Origin of the sequence: Micromonospora sp. NBC_01655 (assembly GCF_026339755.1) — a bacterium.
GTDB lineage: Bacteria > Actinomycetota > Actinomycetes > Mycobacteriales > Micromonosporaceae > Micromonospora.
Window position 1 is genome coordinate 5,691,197 of sequence record NZ_JAPEQF010000001.1, and the last position, 20,859, is coordinate 5,712,055.

General features: G+C 73.6%; 12 protein-coding genes. 6 read left to right on the forward strand and 6 right to left on the reverse strand.

Going from position 1 to position 20,859, the window contains the following annotated elements; genetic code table 11:
* The 4 genes from OOK41_RS25010 to OOK41_RS25025 all read right to left on the reverse strand — a co-directional run bounded on the left by OOK41_RS25010 (position 1) and on the right by OOK41_RS25025 (position 5,547).
* The gene (locus tag OOK41_RS25010) at positions 1–1,104 is read right to left on the reverse strand and encodes a transporter substrate-binding domain-containing protein (RefSeq protein ID WP_266266918.1); all 1,104 of its coding nucleotides are present in this window, start codon (positions 1,102–1,104) and stop codon (positions 1–3) included.
* A 29-nt stretch (positions 1,105–1,133) separates the two neighbouring features.
* A complete protein-coding gene (locus tag OOK41_RS25015) occupies positions 1,134–2,519 on the reverse strand; it encodes a hypothetical protein (protein WP_266266920.1) in 1,386 nt (461 codons plus the stop codon).
* 617 nt (positions 2,520–3,136) lie between these two features.
* Positions 3,137–4,135 (reverse strand): dTDP-glucose 4,6-dehydratase, encoded by a 999-nt coding sequence (rfbB, locus tag OOK41_RS25020; RefSeq protein WP_266266921.1) that lies wholly within the window; start codon positions 4,133–4,135, stop codon positions 3,137–3,139.
* 92 nt (positions 4,136–4,227) lie between these two features.
* Positions 4,228–5,547 carry a hypothetical protein gene (locus tag OOK41_RS25025; protein ID WP_266266922.1) on the reverse strand — a complete coding sequence of 440 codons (1,320 nt, stop codon included), beginning with the start codon at positions 5,545–5,547 and terminating at the stop codon, positions 4,228–4,230.
* 159 nt (positions 5,548–5,706) lie between these two features.
* Between OOK41_RS25025 and OOK41_RS25030 the strand changes: the two genes are divergently transcribed.
* The 5 genes from OOK41_RS25030 (at position 5,707) to OOK41_RS25050 (ending at position 13,809) form a co-directional block, all read left to right on the forward strand.
* Positions 5,707–6,330 carry a response regulator transcription factor gene (locus OOK41_RS25030; protein WP_117672083.1) on the forward strand — a complete coding sequence of 208 codons (624 nt, stop codon included), beginning with the start codon at positions 5,707–5,709 and terminating at the stop codon, positions 6,328–6,330.
* A 113-nt stretch (positions 6,331–6,443) separates the two neighbouring features.
* Positions 6,444–10,151: a VWA domain-containing protein gene (locus OOK41_RS25035; RefSeq protein ID WP_266266923.1), complete on the forward strand. Its 3,708-nt coding sequence runs from the start codon at positions 6,444–6,446 to the stop codon at positions 10,149–10,151.
* Complete coding sequence (locus OOK41_RS25040) at positions 10,138–10,785, forward strand: DUF4255 domain-containing protein (RefSeq protein WP_266266924.1); 648 nt, start codon at positions 10,138–10,140, stop codon at positions 10,783–10,785. Before OOK41_RS25035 ends, OOK41_RS25040 begins: the two co-directional genes overlap by 14 nt.
* A gap of 5 nt (positions 10,786–10,790) precedes the next feature.
* On the forward strand, positions 10,791–12,902 hold the full coding sequence (locus OOK41_RS25045; protein WP_266266925.1) for an ATP-binding protein: 2,112 nt from the start codon (positions 10,791–10,793) through the stop codon (positions 12,900–12,902).
* A gap of 145 nt (positions 12,903–13,047) precedes the next feature.
* Positions 13,048–13,809, forward strand: coding sequence for a DUF4157 domain-containing protein (locus OOK41_RS25050; protein WP_266266926.1), 762 nt, complete (start codon positions 13,048–13,050; stop codon positions 13,807–13,809).
* Positions 13,810–13,859: 50 nt separating this feature from the next.
* Here the strand turns inward: OOK41_RS25050 and OOK41_RS25055 are convergent, their stop codons facing one another.
* Complete coding sequence (locus tag OOK41_RS25055) at positions 13,860–15,620, reverse strand: hypothetical protein (protein WP_266266927.1); 1,761 nt, start codon at positions 15,618–15,620, stop codon at positions 13,860–13,862.
* A gap of 778 nt (positions 15,621–16,398) precedes the next feature.
* On the opposite strand from OOK41_RS25055, the gene OOK41_RS25060 reads away from it, so the two are divergent.
* Positions 16,399–20,061 carry a hypothetical protein gene (locus OOK41_RS25060; protein WP_266266928.1) on the forward strand — a complete coding sequence of 1,221 codons (3,663 nt, stop codon included), beginning with the start codon at positions 16,399–16,401 and terminating at the stop codon, positions 20,059–20,061.
* 11 nt (positions 20,062–20,072) lie between these two features.
* Here OOK41_RS25060 and OOK41_RS25065 read toward each other — a convergent pair whose 3' ends face one another.
* Complete coding sequence (locus OOK41_RS25065) at positions 20,073–20,657, reverse strand: SUKH-4 family immunity protein (protein WP_266266929.1); 585 nt, start codon at positions 20,655–20,657, stop codon at positions 20,073–20,075.
* Positions 20,658–20,859: the final 202 nt, after the last annotated feature.

Consider the following 20,859-nt stretch of genomic DNA (forward strand, 5'->3'; position numbering starts at 1 on the left):
TCAGCCGGGCGGCCACGACGTGACCGGCGGGCCCGGTGTCGGCTGCCCCCGGTCGGGGTGGTCGGCGAGCCACTGCTGGTGCGCCGCCGACCACGCCCCGGAGGCGCGGGTGGACTCCAGGACGTGGTTGACGAACCGGGCCAGCTCGACGCTGTCCGGGTTGTCCCGGGCGAACGCGAAGGCGTGCGGCTCGTCGGTGAACCAGGTGCACGGCCGCCTGCCGTCGTGGTAGCGGCAGAACGGGGCGTTGTCCCGGGGCGACTCGGTGACCAACACGGTGTCGGGTGCCATCCGGGTGAAGCCGATCAGGATGTTCTCGTCCGTGCTGACCGCGTCGACCTGGCCCTGGCGCAGCATGACCAGGCAGTCGATCGCGTGGGCGGCCTGCACCGGCACCGGGTGCGCGCCGTCGGCCGTGCGGTAGCTGGCGATCGCCGCGAGTGAGGTGGTCCGCGCCGCCGCGCAGACCCGACGGCCGCCGAGCTGCTCGATGCCCGTGTACTCCGGGGGCCCGTCCGGCCGCCCGTCGACACGCCGGACCAGCGCCGTCTGCCCCGAGTCGAGGTAGTCGTTGGAGAAGACGACCTGCTTCGCCCGCTCGCAGCTCGCCGTCAGCGAGGTGGCGATGACGTCGACCCGGTCCGGGTGGTCCGGCGCCAGCATCTCGAAGGCGCCCTGCCCGGGCGGCACCACCTTGAAGGTGAGCCGCTTGCGCGGCTCCTCCCCCGGCCAGATGGCCCGGACCACCGCCAGCAGCAGGTCGATGTTGAAGCCCTCGAACTGCTGCGTCACGGCGTTCCAGTGGCTCATCGTGGCGTCCGACGGGTCGACGCCCGCGACCAGGCCCTGCCCCGGCGCCCGGCCGAGGATCGCCCGCGGCGGGGTGCTGCTCGGGGCGAAGCTGCTGCGCACCGTGCAGATGGCGTTGGCCGGCTCACCACCGGCGGCGATCTGCTGCACGCCCGAGGGCGCCGCGGCGGGGACGGTGGTGGAGTCCGGCGGAACCGCCGTGCACGCCGCCACCGCCAGCAGCAGGACGCCGGCCCGCGCGGCCCGGGCGGCCACCGGCCCGCCGCCGCGGCGGGCCGCCGATCGTGTCGTCACCTGTGTCGTCATCGGTTCCCCCGCCCGTCTCACCGGTACTCGGCCAGGCGTTGCCGCAACCCGCCGACGACCGCGGCGCCGGCGAGCAACGTGACCCACGCGGCGAGCCCGCCGAACTGGCGCGGCGTCGCCGGCAGGCGGTCGACGTACCCGGCGACCACCTTGTCGCCCTCGTCGAGCCGGGCGGTGAGGGTGGCGGTCGCCGCGTCGAACGACCTCCCGGCCGGCCCGGCGTCCAGCACCGCGTCCATGGCCCGGCGGAACGCGTCCGGCTCCTGGCTCTGCCGGGCGGTCCACACGTCGGTCAGGGTGGCGCAGTCCACCCCGTCCGGGACGTCGCAGAGCTTCCGGCCGTCGAAGTCCTCGTGGTGGCCCACCGGGTCGACGCTGGCGCCGAGCCCGAGGTAGACGTCCGCGCGGCCGGCCAGCAGGGTGCCGAGCCGCTGTTGGGTGGCGCTCTGCTCGGCCACGGCCCGCTCCAGCTCGGGGAACCGGCTGTCGGCCGCCGGCCAGTGCGACCACGAGGCGACGGCCAGGGCCAGGACGGCCGCGACGCCCGCCGAGGCGACGAGCAGGCCGGCGTTGAGCCGGCGGCGGGTGCGCCGCCACAGCCACCACTGGACGGCCCCGAGCGCCGCCAGGGTCAGCAACGGCATCAGCAGGGAGGCTGCCGCCCACCACCGGGCGTCGACCCGGGCCTCCCGCAGCAGCCTGGTGTCGTAGTCCCACAGGGTCTGGGCGGCGGTCAGCAGTTGGGTGGACAGGTAGTAGGACGCCTCCCGCGCGTACGCGGAGGCGAGCACCCCCTGGCTGGCGACCGTTCCCCGGGCCTCGGCCACCGCCAGCGCGTCGGAGATGATGCGCTGGTAGACCTGCAACCGGGCGGCGATCGTGGCCAGCTTCGCGAGCCGGTCCGGGTCGTCGACCGCCGCGCCCATCGAGGCGTTCAGCGCGTGCTCGACCTCGTGGATCTTCCGCTGGTAGTCGGCCTTCAGCCCGGCCATCCGGTCCGCGCCGGGTGGCAGCAGGAAGACGGCGCTGGCGGCGACGTCGGCGTCGGCCAGGCCGACGTAGATCTGGCGGGCGCTCGTGCCGGTCCGCGCGGCGGTCGCGGCGGACCGTTCGCCCAGCGTGGTCGCCGGCCCGCCCGCGCGCAGCGCGACCACGGCCGTGGCGACGAGCAGGGCCGCGAGGAGGAGCCCGTGGACCACGATCCGCGCGGGGGTCGTCCGGAGCGGGTCCCGCCAGCGCGCCGGGCCGCCCCGGTCCGGCTGGGCCGCGCTCCCGGTCAGCGTCGCGGTCGACGCCTCGGCCCTGCGGCCGACTTCCACACCTACGGTCATCCGCGCCCCCGTCCGCCCCGCCCGCGCCACCTCCAGCTCGCCGGCCCGGGCCTGGCCGGCGCGGATGGACACCGGAGAGAAGATCCAGGATGGCAGAGCAGCCGGGGGGTGGGCCGCACCATGTCCGGTATCCGACCGGGCGGTGCCCCGCCGGGACGCCACGGTGTACCGGTCGGTTCGGCGGCGCGGCACGCCCAGGCGCTGCGCGACGGGGTGCACCCGCAGCCTCGGCCGACCGCTCGGCGACGACCACCGCGACGCCTTCGGGCACCCGCTGGAGGCCGAACTCGAACGCGTACTCCCGGCCTGACCGGCGCGGACGCGTCCGCCTGTCCCTTTCCTCGTCGGGCCGCGCCCGTTCTCGTCACCGATCGTCAGCCCCGGGGCAGGTCGAGCAGGGCGTCCGCCGGGTCCGGGCCGGGTGGCCCCGCCGGCCTCCATTGCCCCGACCGCTTCCGGAACGGGTACCAGCGGTCGTCCCGGCCGTACCGTACCTGGACGTCGCTGCCGATGGTCCACCGGTTGCGCCAGCTCCTCACCTCGGCCGGGCCGTCGCCCTCGCCCGCCTCGCGCAGCGCGTCGGTGGCGCGATCGGCCTGCGGGGTCGACGCGATCGGTCGTTGCGCTGAGGTCAGTCCTGGCTCCCCGGCAGAACCGGGCGATCGAGGCCGGCCGGGGCCGTCGGCCGGCTAGCGCCCGATGGCCGCGTAGCGGGCCTCGGTGCCGGCCTTCTGCGGCCCCCACCACCACTCGTTGCGCCGGTACCAGTCGATGGTGGCGGCCAGCCCGTCGGGCAGTTCCGCCCAGCGGGGCCGCCAGCCCAGCTCCCGGCGGATCTTCCCGCTGTCGCAGGCGTAGCGCAGGTCGTGGGCGGGGCGGTCCGGCACGCTGTCGAAGTCGTCGGCGGGCCGGCCGAGCAGCGTCAGGGTCAGCTCCACCAGGGCCCGGTTGCTCCACTGCGCGCCGGAGCCGATCAGGTACGTCTCGCCGACCTTGCCGGCGTCGAGGATCGCCAGCACCGCGTCGTTGTGGTCGTCGACGTGGGTCCACTCCCGCACGTTCTCGCCGGTGCCGTAGAGCTTCGGCCGCTGCCCGAGCAGCACGTTGGTGATCTGCCGGGGCAGGAACTTCTCCACGTTCTGGTACGGCCCGTAGTTGTTCGCGCAGTTCGACAGCGTCGCCCGGACCCCGTACGACCGGGTCCAGGCCCGGACCAGCAGGTCCGAGGCCGCCTTGGTGGCCGAGTACGGGCTCGACGGGTCGTACCGGGTCTCCTCGGTGAACGCCCCGCCGCCGTGCAGCGGCAGGCTGCCGAACACCTCGTCGGTGGAGACGTGGTGCAGCCGCCGGTCGTGCCGGCGGACCGCCTCGAGCAGCACGAAAGTGCCCTCGACGTTGGTCCGCAGGAACGGGGTGGGGTCCTGGAGGGAGTTGTCCACATGGGACTCGGCGGCGAAGTGGACCACCGTGTCGCAGTCCCGGACGAGGGCGTCGACCAGGTCGCCGTCGCAGACGTCGCCACGGACGAAGGTGATCCGGTCGGCCACCTCGGCGAGGTTGCCCCGGTTACCGGCGTAGCTGAGCGCATCGAGGACGGTCAGCCGCAGATCCGGCCGGACGGCCAACACCCGGTGGACGAAGTTGGCACCGATGAACCCCGCACCGCCGGTGACCAGCATCTGCTCCATGCCGCGACGCTAGCCGACGCGTCCCGAAGCCGGGTCGAAGTCCGCCACCTGCCCGCTGGCGGACCGGTGGCGCGCCGGTCGACCCGGTGTCGTCAGCCGGCGGGGCGGGTGTAGCCGTTGAGCAGGGCGAAGTCGCGGCACTGGCCACCGCCGCCCCCGGCGCCGTCGAGCGTGCTGCCCGCCTTCCGGCAGGTGGCCCGCAGGCTGATCACCCGGCCGGCGCGGACCTCGATCGGCGACACCATGTGGTAGTCGAGGTCGCGGAAATTGTTCAGCGCCACGGTGAGCACCGTCGTCCCGTCCACCACCAGTTCCAGCCGCCCCTCGTCGCCCTGCGGGTTCTGCAGGAAGATGTCGGTCAGCACGAAGACCCGCCGGGACGCCACGGTGTACTGGTCGGTGCGGGTGGCGCCGCCCGCGGCGGTGACCGAGAGCCGACGGCTGAACGACTGCCCGCCCGCCGGGATGCCCGGCACGGGCGCGGTCGCGCTGGGCGACGGCGGCAGCGGCGGGTTGCTCGGGGTCGGCCCCGACGGCCGTGGGCTGGCGGACGCGCCGCCGAGCGCCCGCTGGGCCTTGTCGTCGGCCTGCTGGGCCCGGCTGTCAGCGGCGCTGGCCTGCTGCGCCACCGGGGCCACCTGCTCCTGCGCGACCTCCTCGGCCAGGGACTTCACCGTGGGCCGCAGCAGCGCGTACCACAGGCCCGCGCCGAGCAGCGCCAGGACCACCAGCGCGGCGAGGATCCGACCCACCCCCTGCGGCAGCAGCGGCTCCTGCACGGTCGCCGCGTCCAGGGCGGCCGGGGGCGTCTCCTCCGAGGCGACCGCGACCTGGAAGGGCAGCGTCACCGGATGGCCCCGCCACCGCAGCCGGCGCGCGCGGACCCGGACCTGGACGAAGGCCGCCTCGCCGGGGGCCACCGCGAGCTGCGAGGGGCGGACCGCGACGCGCAGCCGGTTGTCCGGATCGCTGCCGGCCAACGCCAGCCCGAGCGGCGTGTTGCCCAGGTTTGACACCGACAGCTCGTGCCGGCCACCCCAGCGCCCCCGCGAGGTGCGCGGCAGGATCTCGGGGGCGATCTCGGCGAACGGCAGCACCCGCACCGTGGCCTCCGGAACGACCTGGCCGTCCGGGTTCTCGGCCGGGGTGACCCGCACGGCGAAGGGCCGTTCACCGGCCACCACCTGCGGCGACCGGGGTGGCTGGAAGCGGATCGCGACCGTCTCGGCCGAGCCCGGGTAGACCGAGATGGTGTCCGGCTCGGCGTGGGCCCACCCGGCGGCGTCGCCCAGCAGCTCCAGCACGTACGACTCGACGATCGGGCCGGTGTTGCGGACCTCCAGCCGGCAGCTCGCCTCGCTGCCCGGGCTGACCTCGACGAGGTCGGTGTCCAGGTTCGCGTCGGTGGTCATGGCGCGACTCTAGGTGCGTGCCCGCCCGCTCAATCCGCCGTGGAGGAAGACCTTGGGGCAACGCGGGAGGGCCGTTGAGCCCACGTTGACTGCACGATTGGTGCCGGGGGCGATACTCGGCGTCACCGATCGTCCGACCGAGCGCACTCGGGGGTGCTCATGCGACGCGTACCAGTCCACCTGTCCTCCACCGACGTCATCTCGCGCGCCGGCGTGGTCAGTCAGCTTCGGCCCCGTCCGGAGGTGCTGCTGCTCGACGAGGCCGAGGCCGACCGGGCCGAGGTGGCGGTGATCATCACCGACGGCATCGACGAATCGTCCCTGCGGACCCTGCGCGCGACGCGCAGCCGGGGCACGCCCGCACTGGTGCTGGTGGTGACCCAGGTCGACGACGCCGGGCTGGTCGCCGCGGTGGAGCACGGTGTGGCGGGGATCGTCCGCCGGTCGGAGGCCAGCGCGGACCGCCTCGTCGCGGTGGTCCGGGCCGCCGCGGCGGGCGAGGGCGCCGTCCCGCCGGACCTGCTCGGCCGGCTGCTCCAGCAGGTCGGGGCGCTGCAACGGGAGGTGCTCGGGCCGCGCGGGCTGACCTTCTCGGGGCTGGCCGACCGGGAGGTGGAGGTGCTGCGCCTGGTCGCCGACGGCTTCGACACCGCCGAGATCGCCGCGAAGCTGTCCTACTCGCAGCGGACGATCAAGAACATCCTGCACGACGTGACGAACCGGCTGCACCTGCGCAACCGCTGCCACGCGGTGGCGTACGCGCTGCGCAACGGCCTGATCTGAGCCGCGCTGCCCCATCGGGCAGGCCGTGCTGCCCACAGACCGGCACCGACCGCCGCTACCCGCCCCGCCGGGGGTGGCCACGGTGGGGACAGGGGTGACCACGGGGAGGTGTCGTGCGCTGGGGCAACCGCCGCTGGGGAGTCATGGTGCTCGGGTTGGTGGCCGGGCCGGCGTTCGCCGCGCCCGCGCCACCCGCGCCGCCCGCGCCCACGCCGCCCGCACCGGCGCCGGCCCCGCCGGCCGCCGAGGTGGGCTACCGGCTGGGCTACCGCAGCGAGGAGCGCCCGACCCTGGTGGTGAGCGTGGCCGGCAGCGCCGAGCCCCGTCCGCTGCTGTCCGGGGGCGAGCGCGGCGACGCCGAGCAGGACGTCGACGCGCGCGCCGGCGAGCTGGTCTGGGTCGGGCGGCGGGCCGCCCCCGGCGGCGCCGACCGGGGCGGCGGGCTCTACCTGCGCCGCCCGGGCGGGTCGCCGGTGCGGCTGGTCGGCGGCCCGGGCACGGTCGCCCACCCCGCCCTGTCCCCCGACGGCCGGCAGGTCGCGTTCACCAGCGACCGGGCCGGCAACGCCGACATCTGGGTGGTCCGGGTCGACGGTTCCGGGCTGCGCCGGCTCACCGACCACCCGGCCGAGGACAGTTGGCCGACCTGGTCGCCGGACGGGGTCCGGATCGCCTTCGGCAGCACCCGGGCCGACCCCGCCGGGGACGTCTGGGTGCTGCCGGCCGGGGGCGGTGCCGCGGTCCGGGTGACCGACGGCCCGGCCGCCGAGGGGCAGCCCGCCTGGTCCCCGGACGGCGCGCGGATCGCCTTCACCACCACCCGGTTCGCGCCGGCGGGCGCCCCGGGCTTCCGGACGGTGGCCACCGTGGCCCCCGGCGGCGGCCCGGTGACCCGCGCGGTGCCGGGCCCCCGGGACGCCGCTGAGCCGGCCTGGTCCCCCGACGGCGCGCGGATCGCCTTCACCTCCGCCCGCGACGACCCCGCCGGGGACGTGTACGTCGCCCGGGCCGGCCGGGTGACCCCGGTCGCCGCCGGTCCGCTGCCCGAGCACGAGCCCGCCTGGCGGGGTGGCGACCTGATCTGGACGGCCACCGAGCGGGCCGACACCAGCGACGTGTGGACCGCCGACGCCACCGGCGGGGACCGCCGCGACCACACCGCCCGGCCCGGCCTGTCGGAGACCGGGCCGGCGTTCAGTCCCGACGGCACCCGGCTCGCCTACAGCGCCGACCAGCCCGGCGGCGGGGCCCGGATCGTCGTCGCCGACGCCTCGGGCGCCGACCCGCGCGCCCTCGCCCCGCCGGGCACCGCCGAGGAGGACCGGGACACCGACCCGACCTGGTCCCCGACCGGCGAGGCGGTCGCGTTCACCCGGCAGCCGTCGGACACCGACGAACCCTCGCGGATCCTGGTCGTCGCGGTCGCCGACGGGCGGCTGCTCGCCGAGGTGCCGATGCCCCCGCACCTGATCGGCCGCGACACCGAGCCGGCCTGGTCGCCGGACGGCCGGCGGCTCGCGTTCTCCCGGCTGGCCACCCCCCGGCGCAGCGACCTGGCGGTGCCGCGGGTGGACCGGCCGGCGCTGCCGGGCACCTCGTTCACCGTGCAGCAGTCGCTGCCCACCCCGCCGATCCCGCCCCGACCGGACATCGTCTTCCTCGTCGACGACACCGCCTCGATGTCCCAGCCCGGGGAGGGCGGGGCAAGCGTGATCGACCAGCTCAAGGACCGGCTGCCCGAGGTGGTCGACAGCGTGCGGGCGAGCCAGCCGGACGCCCGGTTCGGCCTGGCCACGTTCAGCGGGCGCGGCAGCGAGGGGGAGTACGACCCGGACATGTACCTGCCCCGCCAGCCGGTGACCGCCGACGACGCGGCCGTGGACGCCGCCGTGCGGCGGCTCACCGCGCAGAGCCCGTACGGCACGGAGAACTGGTTCTACGCGCTGCGGCAGCTCGCCGGCAACGACCGGATCGGGTTCCGGCCGGACAGCAGCCGGATCGTCGTGCTGATCAGCGACACCGACAGCGTGGACAAGACCCTCCTGCCGCCCGCGGAGGGCACGATCGACGAGGGCGACCTCACCCGCGCCCTCCAGGCCGCCGGGATCGCGCTGATCGGCGTGCCCATCGCCGGCGCGGACTTCGAGCGCGGGCTGAACTACGACGGCGCGGCCGGCCGGCTGACCGAGGCCACCGGCGGGCTGCTCACGGCCAACAGCGACCCGGGGCAGATGATCACGGCCATCATCGAGGCCATCGGGAAGCTGAAGGTCACCGTCAGGCCGAGCGCCACCTGCGACGACGGTCTCTCCGTCGCCTTCGACCCGGACCCGGCCCGGGTGGACGCCGGCACGCCGGCCCGGTTCACCGAGACCGTCTCCGTCTCGCCCGGGGCGGTCCCGGGTTCCGTGCTGCGCTGCACGCTGCGCTTCGACCTCGACCCGCCGGAGGCCGGGTCCGACGCCGTGCAGGAGCTGATCGTCCGGGTCACGCAGCCCGGCCTGCCGCTGGTCCGGGTAGACGACGTGCAGGTCGCCCCGACCGGGCCGACCGGCGCCCAGGTGACCTACCAGGCCACGGCCGTGGACGCGGCGGGCCGGCCGCTGCCCGTGCGCTGCGAGCCGCCGTCGGGCTCGCGGTTCCCGATCGGACAGACCGTGGTGACCTGCCGGGCCACCGACCGGGCCGGCCGCACCGGCGCCGACACGGCACTGATCATCGTGTCCGACCCGCAGCTCACCGGCACCCGGATCTGGCTCGCCCGGCTCGACGGCGGCCTCACCGGCACCCTGACCGTCACCGACCAGACCGACCTCAGCGCCCGGATCGGCGACGGCTGCCCGGCCCGCGAGACGGACCGGTCGCCGGCCTGGTCCCCGGACGGGACCGCGATCGCGTTCGCCGACAGCAGCCGCCCCGCCGACCTGTGCGTGGTCGCGCCCGACGGCTCCGCCGCCCGGCATCCGCTCGCCGCCGGCGACCGGGACGGCCGTTCGGTGGCGGACCCGGCGTGGTCCCCGGACGGCCGGCGGATCGCGGTGACCCTCCAGGGGTCCGAGGAGCCGCCGGACATCGTCGTGCTGCCCGGCGCGGGCGGCCCGCCGACGACGGTCGTCCGGCAGGTCGGCTCGGAGCCGGCGTTCCAGCGCCTGCCCGCGCCGGACCTCGCGCTCACCGTCTCCGTCGGCAACCAGCCGGCCTACGTGGGCGGCGACCCGGTCCCCGTCACCTTCACCGTGCGCAACGCCAGCCTCCTGCCGGCCGACAACGTCTGGCTGGACGTCACCCCGCCCGCCCCGCTGCTGCCGCCGGTCAGCGCCGACCCGCGCTGCGGCGCCGGCCGCCGGCTCTGCCTGCTCGGCACGCTCGGCCCGGGCGGCCAGCAGGTGGTCAGAGTCGTGCTGCCCGCGCAGGCGGCGGTCACCGCGACGGTCGCCGGCCGGCTGACCGCGAGCGTACGGGAGGTGTCGGCGACCCGCACGGCGCAGGCGCCGGTGCAGGTGGTCGCGCCGCGGCTGCGCGTCGACCCGGCGATCGGGCCGCCCGGGTTCGTGACCGCCGCCGTGGGCACCGGCTTCCCGCCCGGGGCGACGGTGCGGCTGCGCTGGCAGCCGGGCATCACCGCCACTCCCGACACGGTGACCGTCGACGCGGACGGCAGCTTCCGTACCCAGGTGCTGGTGCTGCGCAAGGACGAGCTGGGCCCGCGCGACCTCGCCGCCGCGCGGGACAGGGGCCCCGCCTTCGGGTCGGTGCGCGCCACCGAGCCGTTCCTGGTGGTGCCGCGCGGGCTAGACCCGCCCTTCCGTGGCAGGTGGTGACCTGGTGATCCACGAGATCGACGACGCGCTGCGCCGGCTGGTCCGCGACGAGGCCCTGCCCGGGTCCGGCGTGGACATCGTGCTGGAGGCGCCGACGAAGGAGTGGGCGGCCCGGCGCAACGCCCCCACCGTCAACGTCTACCTCTACGACATCCGGGAGGACCTGCGCCGCCGGTCCCGGGGCCTGGTCAACGAGTACGACGAGCGCGGCCAGGTGGCCCGCCGGGTCGCCCCGCCCCGCTACGTCAAGCTGTCCTACCTGGTCACCGCGTGGACGCAGCGCCCCGAGGACGAGCACCGGCTGCTCTCCTCGCTGCTGCTGTGCTTCCTGCGCCTCGACGCGCTGCCCCCGGCGGTGCTGACCGGCTCGGTGGCCGCGATCGGCATGCCGGTGCCGATGACCGTGGCGCTGCCGCCGCCGGAGGACCGGGCGTTCGCCGACGTGTGGACCGCGCTCGGCGGGGAGCTGAAGCCCTCGCTCGACGTGGTGATCAGCACTCCCGTCGACAGCGGCCGGGTGGTGGAGGCCGGCCCGCCGGCCCGCGAGGGCCTGGTCGCCGAGGTCGCCGACAACACCCGCGACGACGCCGCCGGGGACCGGGTCGGGCACCGGCCGGCCCGAGCCGGGGGCTGAGAGCCGTGGCCGGGGACTCGCCGACACTGCTGCGCCGCCTCCAGCGGGTGGAGCTGGCGGTACGCGCCGCGGTGGCGGCCCGCCGGGAGGCCGACCCGCAGCCCGACGACCCGTTCCGGGGGCTGTACCTGTCCGACGAGGCGGTCGACGCCGCCCTCGCCGCCGGCCGGGAGCCTTTCGCCCCGTGGCCGGGCGATCCGGCCGACGCCTCGGCAAGGGCGTCGGCCGGATCGGGGCCGACAGTTGGGCCCGAGGAGACGGCGCCGGCCGGGCCTGGGCCGACCCCGGGCGGGACCGGCGGAACCGGGCGGGAGCCCGGCCCGGACCGGCTGGCGGCGCTGGCCCGGGCGGCGGGGCTGACCCCGCTGGACGAGGCGCTGCTGTTGGTGGCCCTCGCCCCGGACGTGGACAGCCGGTTCGAGCTGTTCTACGGGTACCTCAACGACGACGTGACCCGCCGCCGGCCCTCGGTCGGGCTGGCGCTGCGGCTGTGCGGGCTGCCCGAGGCCGCCGCGCCGGCCCGGCTCCGGCTCGCCGCCGGGGCGCCGCTGATCGACGTGGCGCTGCTGCGGGTGGACTCCCCCGACCGGCCGGTGCTCAGCCGGGGACTGTGGGTGCCCGACCGGGTGGGCGGCTGGCTGCTCGGCGCCGACGCCCCGGAGCCGTCCCTCGCCGGACTCGCCGAGCCGGTGGACGCGGTCGGGCCGCCGCCGCCCGGCGCGAGGCAGCTCGGCCGGGCCGGGGCGCGGCTGGCGTACCTGCGGGAGCAGCCCGGCGGCAGCGCCCTGGCGCTCGCGGTGGCCGCCCTCGATTTCGCCGGGCGTGGCGCGCTCTCCGTCGACCTGCCCCGGCTCGCGGCCGACCCGCAGGCGGCGGAGCTGGCCACCGTGCTGGTCCGGGAGGCCCTGCTCACCGGGGCGGGCCTGGTCGTCGGGCCGGTGCGGGGCGGCGAGCCGTGGGCGCTCTGGTCCCGGCTCACCGCCGGGACCGTCCCCGTGCTGGCGTACGGGACGCAGCCCTGGGACCCGGCGTGGACGGCCGTCGCACCGGTGCAGGTCGACGTGGTGCCGTTGAGCGCCGCCGAGCGGGCCGCCGTGTGGCGGGCCGCCCTGCCCGGCCAGCTCGCCGACGGGCTCGACCCGGCCGCCGCCACCGCCCACTTCGTCCTCGGCGCCCCGGCGATCCGGCGGGCCGCCTCGGTCGCCGTCCAGCTCGCCGCCGCCACCGACGAGCCGGTCGGCGCGGCGCACCTGCGCGCGGGTGCGCGTACCCAGAACGCGGCCGGCCTGGAGCGGTTGGCCCGGCGGATCGTCCCGGAGGTCGGCTGGGACGACCTGGTGCTGCCGCCGGCGACGCTGTCGCTGCTGCACGAGCTGGCCGGGCGGGCCCGGCACCGGGACCGGGTGCTGCGCGAGTGGCGGATGCGCCCGGGCGGCGGGCGAGGGCACGGGGTGGCCGCGCTGTTCGCCGGGGACTCGGGCACCGGCAAGACGATGTCCGCCGAGGTGGTGGCGGGCAGCCTCGGGCTGGACCTGTACACGGTCAACCTGGCCACGGTGGTGGACAAGTACGTCGGCGAGACGGAGAAGAACCTGGAGCGGATCTTCGGCGAGGCGGCCGGGGTCAACGGGGTGCTGCTCTTCGACGAGGCCGACGCGATCTTCGGCAAGCGCTCGGAGGTCCGCGACGCCCACGACCGGTACGCCAACATCGAGAGCGCGTACCTGCTGCAACGGATGGAGACCTTCGACGGGCTGGCGGTGCTCGCCACGAACCTGCGGGCCAACCTGGACGAGGCGTTCACCCGCCGGCTGGACGTGGTGGTCGACTTCCCGGTGCCCGACGAGGCGGCCCGGAAGGCGTTGTGGGACCGCTGCCTCGGCGACCGGGTGCCCCGCGCCCCCGACGTGGACCTGGGCTTCCTGGCCGAGGCGTTCGAGCTGGCCGGCGGGCACATCCGCTCGGCCGCGGTGACCGCCGGGTACCTGGCCGCCGGGGCGGGCCGGCCGGTGGGGATGGCCGAGCTGATCGGGGCGGTCGGGCGGGAGTACCGCAAGCTCGGCCGGCTGACCCTGGAGAGCGAGTTCGGCCGCTGGCTGCCCCTCGCGGTGGGCTGACCGGTCTCTGCCGCCCGCGGGCTTCTGACCGGCCGTCCTGCCCTTTCGGGCACCGGGACCTGCCCTTCTGTCGGGTCCGGCTGACGCTGTCGCAGTGAACGGCCTCGGGGCACGGTCGAGGGACACCCGGCCACAGGGGGTAACCATGCGCGGACACCGTGAATTCGACTCCGAGGCGTCGGTACGCCCGGCCGGTGATCGGCCGTCCGGCCCCGAGCGCGACACCGACCACCTGACGTACTCCGCCGCCACCGCCGGCCGGCCCGACGTGCTCGGCGCGTCCGGGCTGCTCGGGCTGCAACGGGCGGTCGGCAACCAGGCCGTCGGCGAGTTGCTGGAGCCGGAACGCTCTCCGGTGCACAACGTCGTCAACTCCGGCGGCGGGACGCCGCTCGCGCCCGACGTGCGGGCCGACATGGAGGCCCGGTTCGGCGGGCAGGACTTCGGCGACGTCCGGGTGCACACCGACGGCGCGGCGCACGAGTCGGCGAAGTCGGTCAACGCGCAGGCGTACACCGTCGGGTCGAACATCGTCTTCCAGCGCGACAGCTACGACCCGGCATCGCCTGGCGGGCAGCACATGCTCGCCCACGAGCTGACCCACGTCGTGCAGCAGCGCAGCGGCCCGGTGGACGGCACCGACAACGGCGGCGGCGTGAAGGTCAGCGACCCGTCCGACCGCTTCGAACGCGAGGCCGTCACCAACGCCGACCGGTTGATGTCCACTCCGGCCACCCCCGCCCCGGCGGCCGCCGCCCCCGTCCAGCGGGCGGTCGAGCACGACGGGCACGACCACCCGCAGGTGCAGCGCGCCGAGGAGATGTCCGAGGAGGACGAGTCGGCGCAGACGTACGTGCAGCGGCAGGAGGCCGGCGAGGAGGAGGAAGAGGAGCCCTCGACCTCCTGACCTCGCCGGCCGTCCCGGTCACGCCGATCGTGCCGATCGGGGCAGGCCCGTCAGGCGACCCGGAAGGCGTACGACTTCGCGAAGTAGCTCTGCTTCCCGTCGGGGCGGACGGCGTACACGCTGACGGTCTTGATCCCCCTCGACAGCGGGGTCCAGGTGACCGAGGCGGTACCGTCCGGGCCCGCCGCCACCGTCTGGTACGCCGAGTCACCGGTGAACTTGTACCGGTACTCGCTCACCTCGTCCCAGTTGGACGGCGGCGAGAAGACGAACGTCCCCGGCACACCGATGCCGCCGGAGGCCTGCAGGCCGGGGTAGACCGTGGAGGAGACGCCCGGCGGCTGGTGGTTGAAGCGCAACGACCACGACCCCTCCGAGGACACCCAACCGTTCGCGCTGCGGCTGCGTACCGTGAGCTGGTAACCCGTCGGTTCGTCGGCGGTGAAGGTGACCGTGGCGCTGCCGTCCGGGCCGGCCGGGACGGTCTGCTTCGTGCCCCCGGTCAGCAGGTATTCGTACTCGGTGACCGGAGCGACCCCGGCGTGCGGCGTGATCCGGACGGTCGCCTCGTCACCCCAGTCGGGCTGGTCGCCCACCACCGTCACGGTCGGGTCGGTGTCCGGCACCCGGATCTCGTAGCGGGTCTCGGCCGACCGGTTGCCCGCCCGGTCGAGCGAACGCACGACCAGCGTGTTGAGGAAGTCCCGGGGCGGGTTCAGCGTCAGCGTCGCCGAACCGCCCGGAACGTCGGTCTGCACGGTGCCCGGTACGGTCAGCGGGTCCGGGCAGACCAGCTGGCCGAGGTCGCCATAGCTGCACCCGGACACGGGAATCGACTCCCAGGCGTACGCGAAGCCGACCACGTCGGGGTCGCCGCCACCGGAGAGGGTGAACACCCCCGGCTCGCCAAGCGGGGTCAGGCCGGTGTCCGAGGTCGGATAGTTGGCCGACGTCACCTGGGCAGCCGGCGGCACCGTACGGTCGACCGTGAAGTAGCAGGTCCGGGACCAGGCGGAGGTGTCCAGGCCGTCGGAGGTCCGGGCCTGCCAGGCGTACGTCGTCCCGTCGACCAGCGCGGTGTCCGGCACCTGGACCGTAATGATCCGGCCGGACCGACCGTGCTCCTGGCTCAGTTCGACCCGTGCCGCCGGGTCGCCGACCGGCCAGGCACCGACGTCGAGCCGCAGGCTGTCCAAGTCGTCGGCGTCGTTTCCGACGGCCTGGAGGGTCGCGCGCTGGGCCGGCAGCGCCGGGTAGGGGGCCTGCTCCCGACACGGGAAGCCGCCGTTGTAGAGGTGGTCGTCGTCAACCGCCGGCAACGAGTTGTAGGTGACGCTCAACTGCAACCGCTTGTACCAGTTGAGCTGGCGGCCATAGCTGAGGTCGCTCTCGTACTGCGCCGACACCCGCAGCTCGATGGTGATCCGCCCGTCGTCCTCACGGGCGTCGTCGAGGGCCGCCGCCGAGATGTCGAACGCCAGATCGACCGGGCAGTACGGCGAGTCACCCGCCTCGTCCAGCTTCTCGATCTCCGCCGGTGCACCCGCCCAGGTCGGCGTCTGCGTCACCGCTGCGGTACGCCAGACCTCGATGGCCCGCCTCGGGCACTCCGCCGCGCTCTGCTCGCGGAGGTACAGCTTGCCGCCGATCGTCCGCCGGGCGGTGAAGCCGGTCAGGTCGAAGGTGGCGTAGACCCGAGACGTGTGGAGCTGACTCGCCCCGTCCTGCCAGGTACCCAGCGGGGCGTTGGTGTCGCCCTCCCACTCGTAGGCGACCTGCGCGTCGCTGGAGTCGGTGTAGCCGATCTGCATCGGTAGCTGAGTCTCATGGTGGGGAGCCGCGGAGACTGCTCCAGCGGCCGACACGACGGCGAGTCCGCCGGCACCGACCACCGCCACCACGGCGGTAGCCAACCTCCGGCCCATTAATGACCAATCCATAGCGACAGACCTCTCCCCGTATGCCTGCGAACCCCGAAATGACGCAGCGCATCGACGATGCTAGGGATCTTCGGTTACGTCGTCCACGCCTTTGGCCGTCGACCATGCCTCGCGAATCGCCGCGGTTCCACCACGCAAGCGCTGCCCCATCGGGCAACTTTCGCGGCACTCCCAGGAAGCCGCACGGTCAGTGACCAGTGACTCCAAGTATCGGACACTCGTTTTCACGGTGAACTGACGGTGGCATGCCCGGCCCGGGAGGTGCAGCGTGAAGGCGCCGGCCGAGGAACGAGGTGCGGAACGCGCTCCGGTACGCCCGGCAGCGCCTGCACCGACCCGGCCGACTGATGACTCGGACGCCACGACCGCAACACACCGAGGCACCGGGGCACGCCCATTGAGCCCGGCCGTGGCTCAGCGGTTGCAGGCGGCAGCCGGCAACCGGGCGGTGTCCGCCCTGGTGGCGCAGCGCAGGGCGGCTGGATCGACCGCGCGTCGATCGGCGACCACCGCCCGATCGACTTCCAGCGGCAGGGCATCGAAGACGGGTTCGACATCGTCGTCCTCCTCGGCAACGGTCCAGCCGACGACGGCACCAGCGACCGGTGGTACCGGTCCGGAGGTTGTCGACCCGTCGGTCCACGTACCGGTGCAGCGGCTGGCGACCGACGCCGGCCCCGTGCACCGCCCCGGGCCGCAGGCCGACCCGAAGTTCGCCGCGCTGAAGGCGGACGTGCGGGGCAAGCAGCAGGTGCTCGGCGCGCACCCGCCCGCGACTGCGGAGGCGTCGAAGGCGCAGGGCGCGGCGAAGGCGCCGCAGGACGACCGGGAGGCCCAGGGCAAGGCGGCGAACGCGGAGAAGATGAACGCCGCCAAGCCGGGCGAGTTCGACAAGGCCGCGTTCGTGCGGGCCGTCAACGAGGCGATCGCGGCGCAGGCGCCGAAGAACCTCGACGAGGCCGACAAGTTCGGCGAATCGGGCAAGGCCGACGCGGTCAAGGGCCAGGTGCAGGGTCAGGTCACCGACGGCAAGAAGGCGTCGGCGAACGCCATCGAGACCACCACGAAGGCCCCACCGGACACCTCCCAGGCCAAGGACAAGCAGGTCACCCCCCTGGTGGCGGACAAGCCACCGGCCACCCCGGGGACACCGGACCCGGCGAAGGCCGTACCGGACAAGGCGCCGCCGGCGGCGACCGACCTCTCCGGCGGGCCGAAGCAGGTCGACCAGCAGATGGCCGAGGCGCAGGTCACCGAGGAGCAGCTCGCGAAGTCCAACGAGCCGGAGTTCACCGGGGCGCTGAAGGAGAAGGACGCCGTCGAGCAGCACGCGGCCACCGCCCCGGGCCAGGTGCGGGCGGCCGAGGCGCAGACGCTGTCCGGGGCGAAGGCGGCTGCGGGAGCCGCCGGGGCGACGGCGATGACCGCCCTCGCCGGGGACCGCAAGCAGGCGGGGCAGTCGGTCGGGGCGGGCAAGGAGCAGGCCAAGTCCGCCGACGAGGCGAAGCGGGAGAAGGTCACCGCGACCCTGCAGAAGGTCTTCGACGCCACCAAGAAAGACGTCGAGGAGATCCTGTCCGGCCTGGACAAGAAGGTCGACGAGAAGTTCAGCACGGGCGAGAAGGCGGCCCGGGACGCGTTCACCGCCGAGCACACGCGGCTGATGGACGCCTACAAGGACAAGCGGTACTCGGGGTTGCTCGGCAAGGGCCGGTGGATAAAGGACAAGTTCGCCGGGCTGCCCGAGGAGGCCAACCAGATCTTCGTCACCGCCCGCAAGGGCTACGTCGACCGGATGCAGCAGGTCATCTCCGGCGTCGCCGACGTGATCGGCGCGGAGCTGACCCGGGCCAAGCAGCGGATCGCCACCGGCCGGGACCAGTTGCAGGCCGAGGTGAAGAAACTCCCCGCCGATCTCCAGGCGATCGGGAAGGAGGCGGCCGGCGAGTTCGCCGGGAAGTTCGACGAGCTGACCGAGTCGGTGAACAGCAAGGGCACCGAGCTGGTGCAGACCCTCGCGTCGAAGTACAACGAGGCGCTCAAGTCGGTCGACGAGGAGATCGCGGCCGAGAAGGAGAAGAACAAGGGCCTTGTGGCCAAGGCCGTCGACGCCGTCGCCGGGGTCATCAAGACGATCATGCAGCTCAAGGACATGCTGCTCGGCGTCCTGGCCAAGGCCGCGCAGGCGGTCATGGCGATCATCAAGGACCCGATCGGCTTCCTCGGCAACCTCGTCTCCGCGGTCGGGGCGGGGCTGCGGCAGTTCATGGCCAACATCGGCGAGCACCTGAAGAAGGGCCTGGTCGGCTGGCTCACCGGGGCGATGGCAGGGGCTGGGCTGGAACTACCCGCGAAGTTCGACCTGCGCGGCATCGTCATGATGATCGGCTCACTGCTCGGGCTGACCTGGGCGTCGATCCGGGGCCTGATCATCAAGCGCGGGGTGCCCGAGCCGGCGATGGGCGCGGTCGAGAAGTCCGTGCCCCTGGTGCAGAAGGTGCAGGCGCAGGGCCTCGGCGGGCTGTGGGAGGAGATCCAGGACAAGGTCGGCGACCTCAAGGCCAACCTGTTCTCGAAGATCAGCGAGTACCTGATCCCGACCGTGCTGATGGCCGGCATCACCTGGATCATCAGCCTGCTCAACCCCGCCTCGGCGTTCGTCCGCGCGGTCAAGATGATCATCGACTTCGTCACGTTCATCGTGACCCAGGGCGCCCAGATCATCGAATTCGTCAACTCCGTGCTCGACGCGATCATCGCGATCGCGGGCGGCGGGACGGGCGGGGTGCCGGCCCTGATCGAGAAGGCCCTGGCGCGGTCGGTGCCCGTGCTCATCGGGGTGCTCGCGGCGGTGCTGGGCGTCGGCGGGATCGCACAGAAGGTCCAGAAGTTCTTCAAGGCCCTCAGCAAGCCGGTCATGAAGGCCGTCGACTGGGTGGTCGGGAAGATCGTCGCGCTGGGCAGGAAGCTCTGGGCCAAGCTCAAGGGCAAGGACAAGAACAAGCCCGGCAAAGACGGCGGCACCCCGGAGCAGAAGGCGAAGACCGCGAAGGCGGCGTCTGCCGAGGCCCGAAGCAGGCTGATCGCTGGCGCGACCCCAGACGAGATGCACGGCATCCTGGAGCAGGTTCATCGCAAGTACGCGCCACAGGGCCTGAAATCCCTGCGCATGGAACGCGCAGGCGAGCACCAGTTCCGCGTGTCCGCCAAGGTCAACCCGGAGGGCGAGAGTGAACTGATCCACCTGCCCGCCAGGGTCAAAGGAGACGAGCACGCGCTGGGCTGGACCCGGGAGGAACTACGGGTCTGGACCAGGGCCCAGGAAACGGCCAAGAAGACCAGCAACGAGACGGCCGATAAGCTGAAGAACATCTTGGAGAACAAGAAGCCGAAGAGGGAGCCGGACCCGCCGACGGTGGCCCGCGGCGTGTTCAAGTGGACTGCCTACGACAAGGACGACGTCTCGGTGGTCAAGGCGGCAAGCTCTCGACGGCTGAAGGATCACAGCGAAGCACACCAGGTGCGGGGCGCACACGCAGAAGAGCACCTGACGCTCTACTACAAGAACACGGACCTGCCGGACATCCCGACCGACAAACAGTCCGTCCCGTCGATGTCGCTGCGTTACGAGATCAACCGGAGCCCCTGCGTCAACTGCGCCACCTACATCGCCGACTTCGTCGAACGGGACCTGAGGCCGAGGACGCAGAACCTGTCCACGGTGGTGTTGGCCAGCGCGCTATACGAGGGTGCCGTGGTCTTCACCGGGGAGATCAAGCAGCGATACCGGAGGATCTTCGATGAGCTCATCTCCGCGGAGGCCGTACAGACCTTCCAGGAGTTCGAGGAGATCCAGAAGGCGAAGGCCGCCGAGAAGGGCAAGGAGGCCAAGGAACTCGATAAGAAGAAAATGTTCTCCGGCGTCCCTCGTACCCAGAAGGCGATGGGCGAGGAGACCACGCGCCGGACCGCGAAGTGGGACAAGGTCACGGTACCCGACGACGTGCGGCGCGAATGGTTCCGGATCAGGCCGATGGAGTCCCATGGCATGGCGGGTCTGGCGATCCTGCGGGCCCACGGGATCACGATCAAGGCACTCACCGCAGCGGAAGCTGGTGTCGACCGGCCCTTGACCGAAGAGGAGAACAAGGCGATGACCGAGGAGGACCAGGTGGCTCGCAAGCTGTTCCTCCAGGTGCTGAAGAGGAAGAACGACGAGCTGCTCAAGGTGCTCGCGAGGGTGGACAACGCTGGCGTGAGCGAGAAGGACGACTCCTGGGTGGTCAACCACGGCTACGTCGGAGGCCGCTGACCAATCCACAATCACCCCTGCGACGCGAGGGTCTCCACCGCGAAGAGCACCACGTGCTGCCAGAACATGGCCGGGCTGTCGAAGGACGCCGGCTCGATGTCGCGGATCTCCCCTACCAGGCGGCGTACCGCATCCCCGATCTCTTCCGCCATCTCGTCCTCGTCCTCGCTGTAAAGCAGGTCGAGGCCCTTGAACTTCAGCCGGAGCTGGTACGCCGTCTCAAGGAAGCGCTCAAGGGATGTATTGACCAGCCCGAACTTCCTCTCACTGCTGCCCGGCTCGTACCAGTAAATGCGGTTGTCCGCCCGCGACATACAGGCGACGCCGCCCATGCCCGCAGCGATCACGATGTCGTCCCGGACCTCTGTCGGGAACATGTCCGGAGTCCCGGTGTCGAGGAACTGGCTGATGGTCTGCGGCGAGTCGGTCCGGACGTTACCGAAATACAGCTGGCCCAGGAGTGACTGAGGCATGCCGACCTCGGTCAGTAGCCGCCGGTCGTCGGGGTTGGCAAAATGTTGCTCGGCGACCTCCGGCGGCATCGTCTCGACCCAGAGGGAGCCGAATGCCGACACCAGTTCCGCGTGCGTAACCATCTCGGGCCCCTTAGCCGGCTGTGGCGAGTTCGTGTAGGGGGGCGACGGCGAAGGGCTGGCGTTCGCCGTACGGAACGGGCTCCACCACGGAACGGGCTGCCCGAGCGACCCCTGGGGCCGCAAGCCCGAATAGTTGGCAACGACGCATGTCGTCCTCCTCCCCTAGGCGAGGGCGGTGGCCATGCCTGCCAAAGGGCCTGAC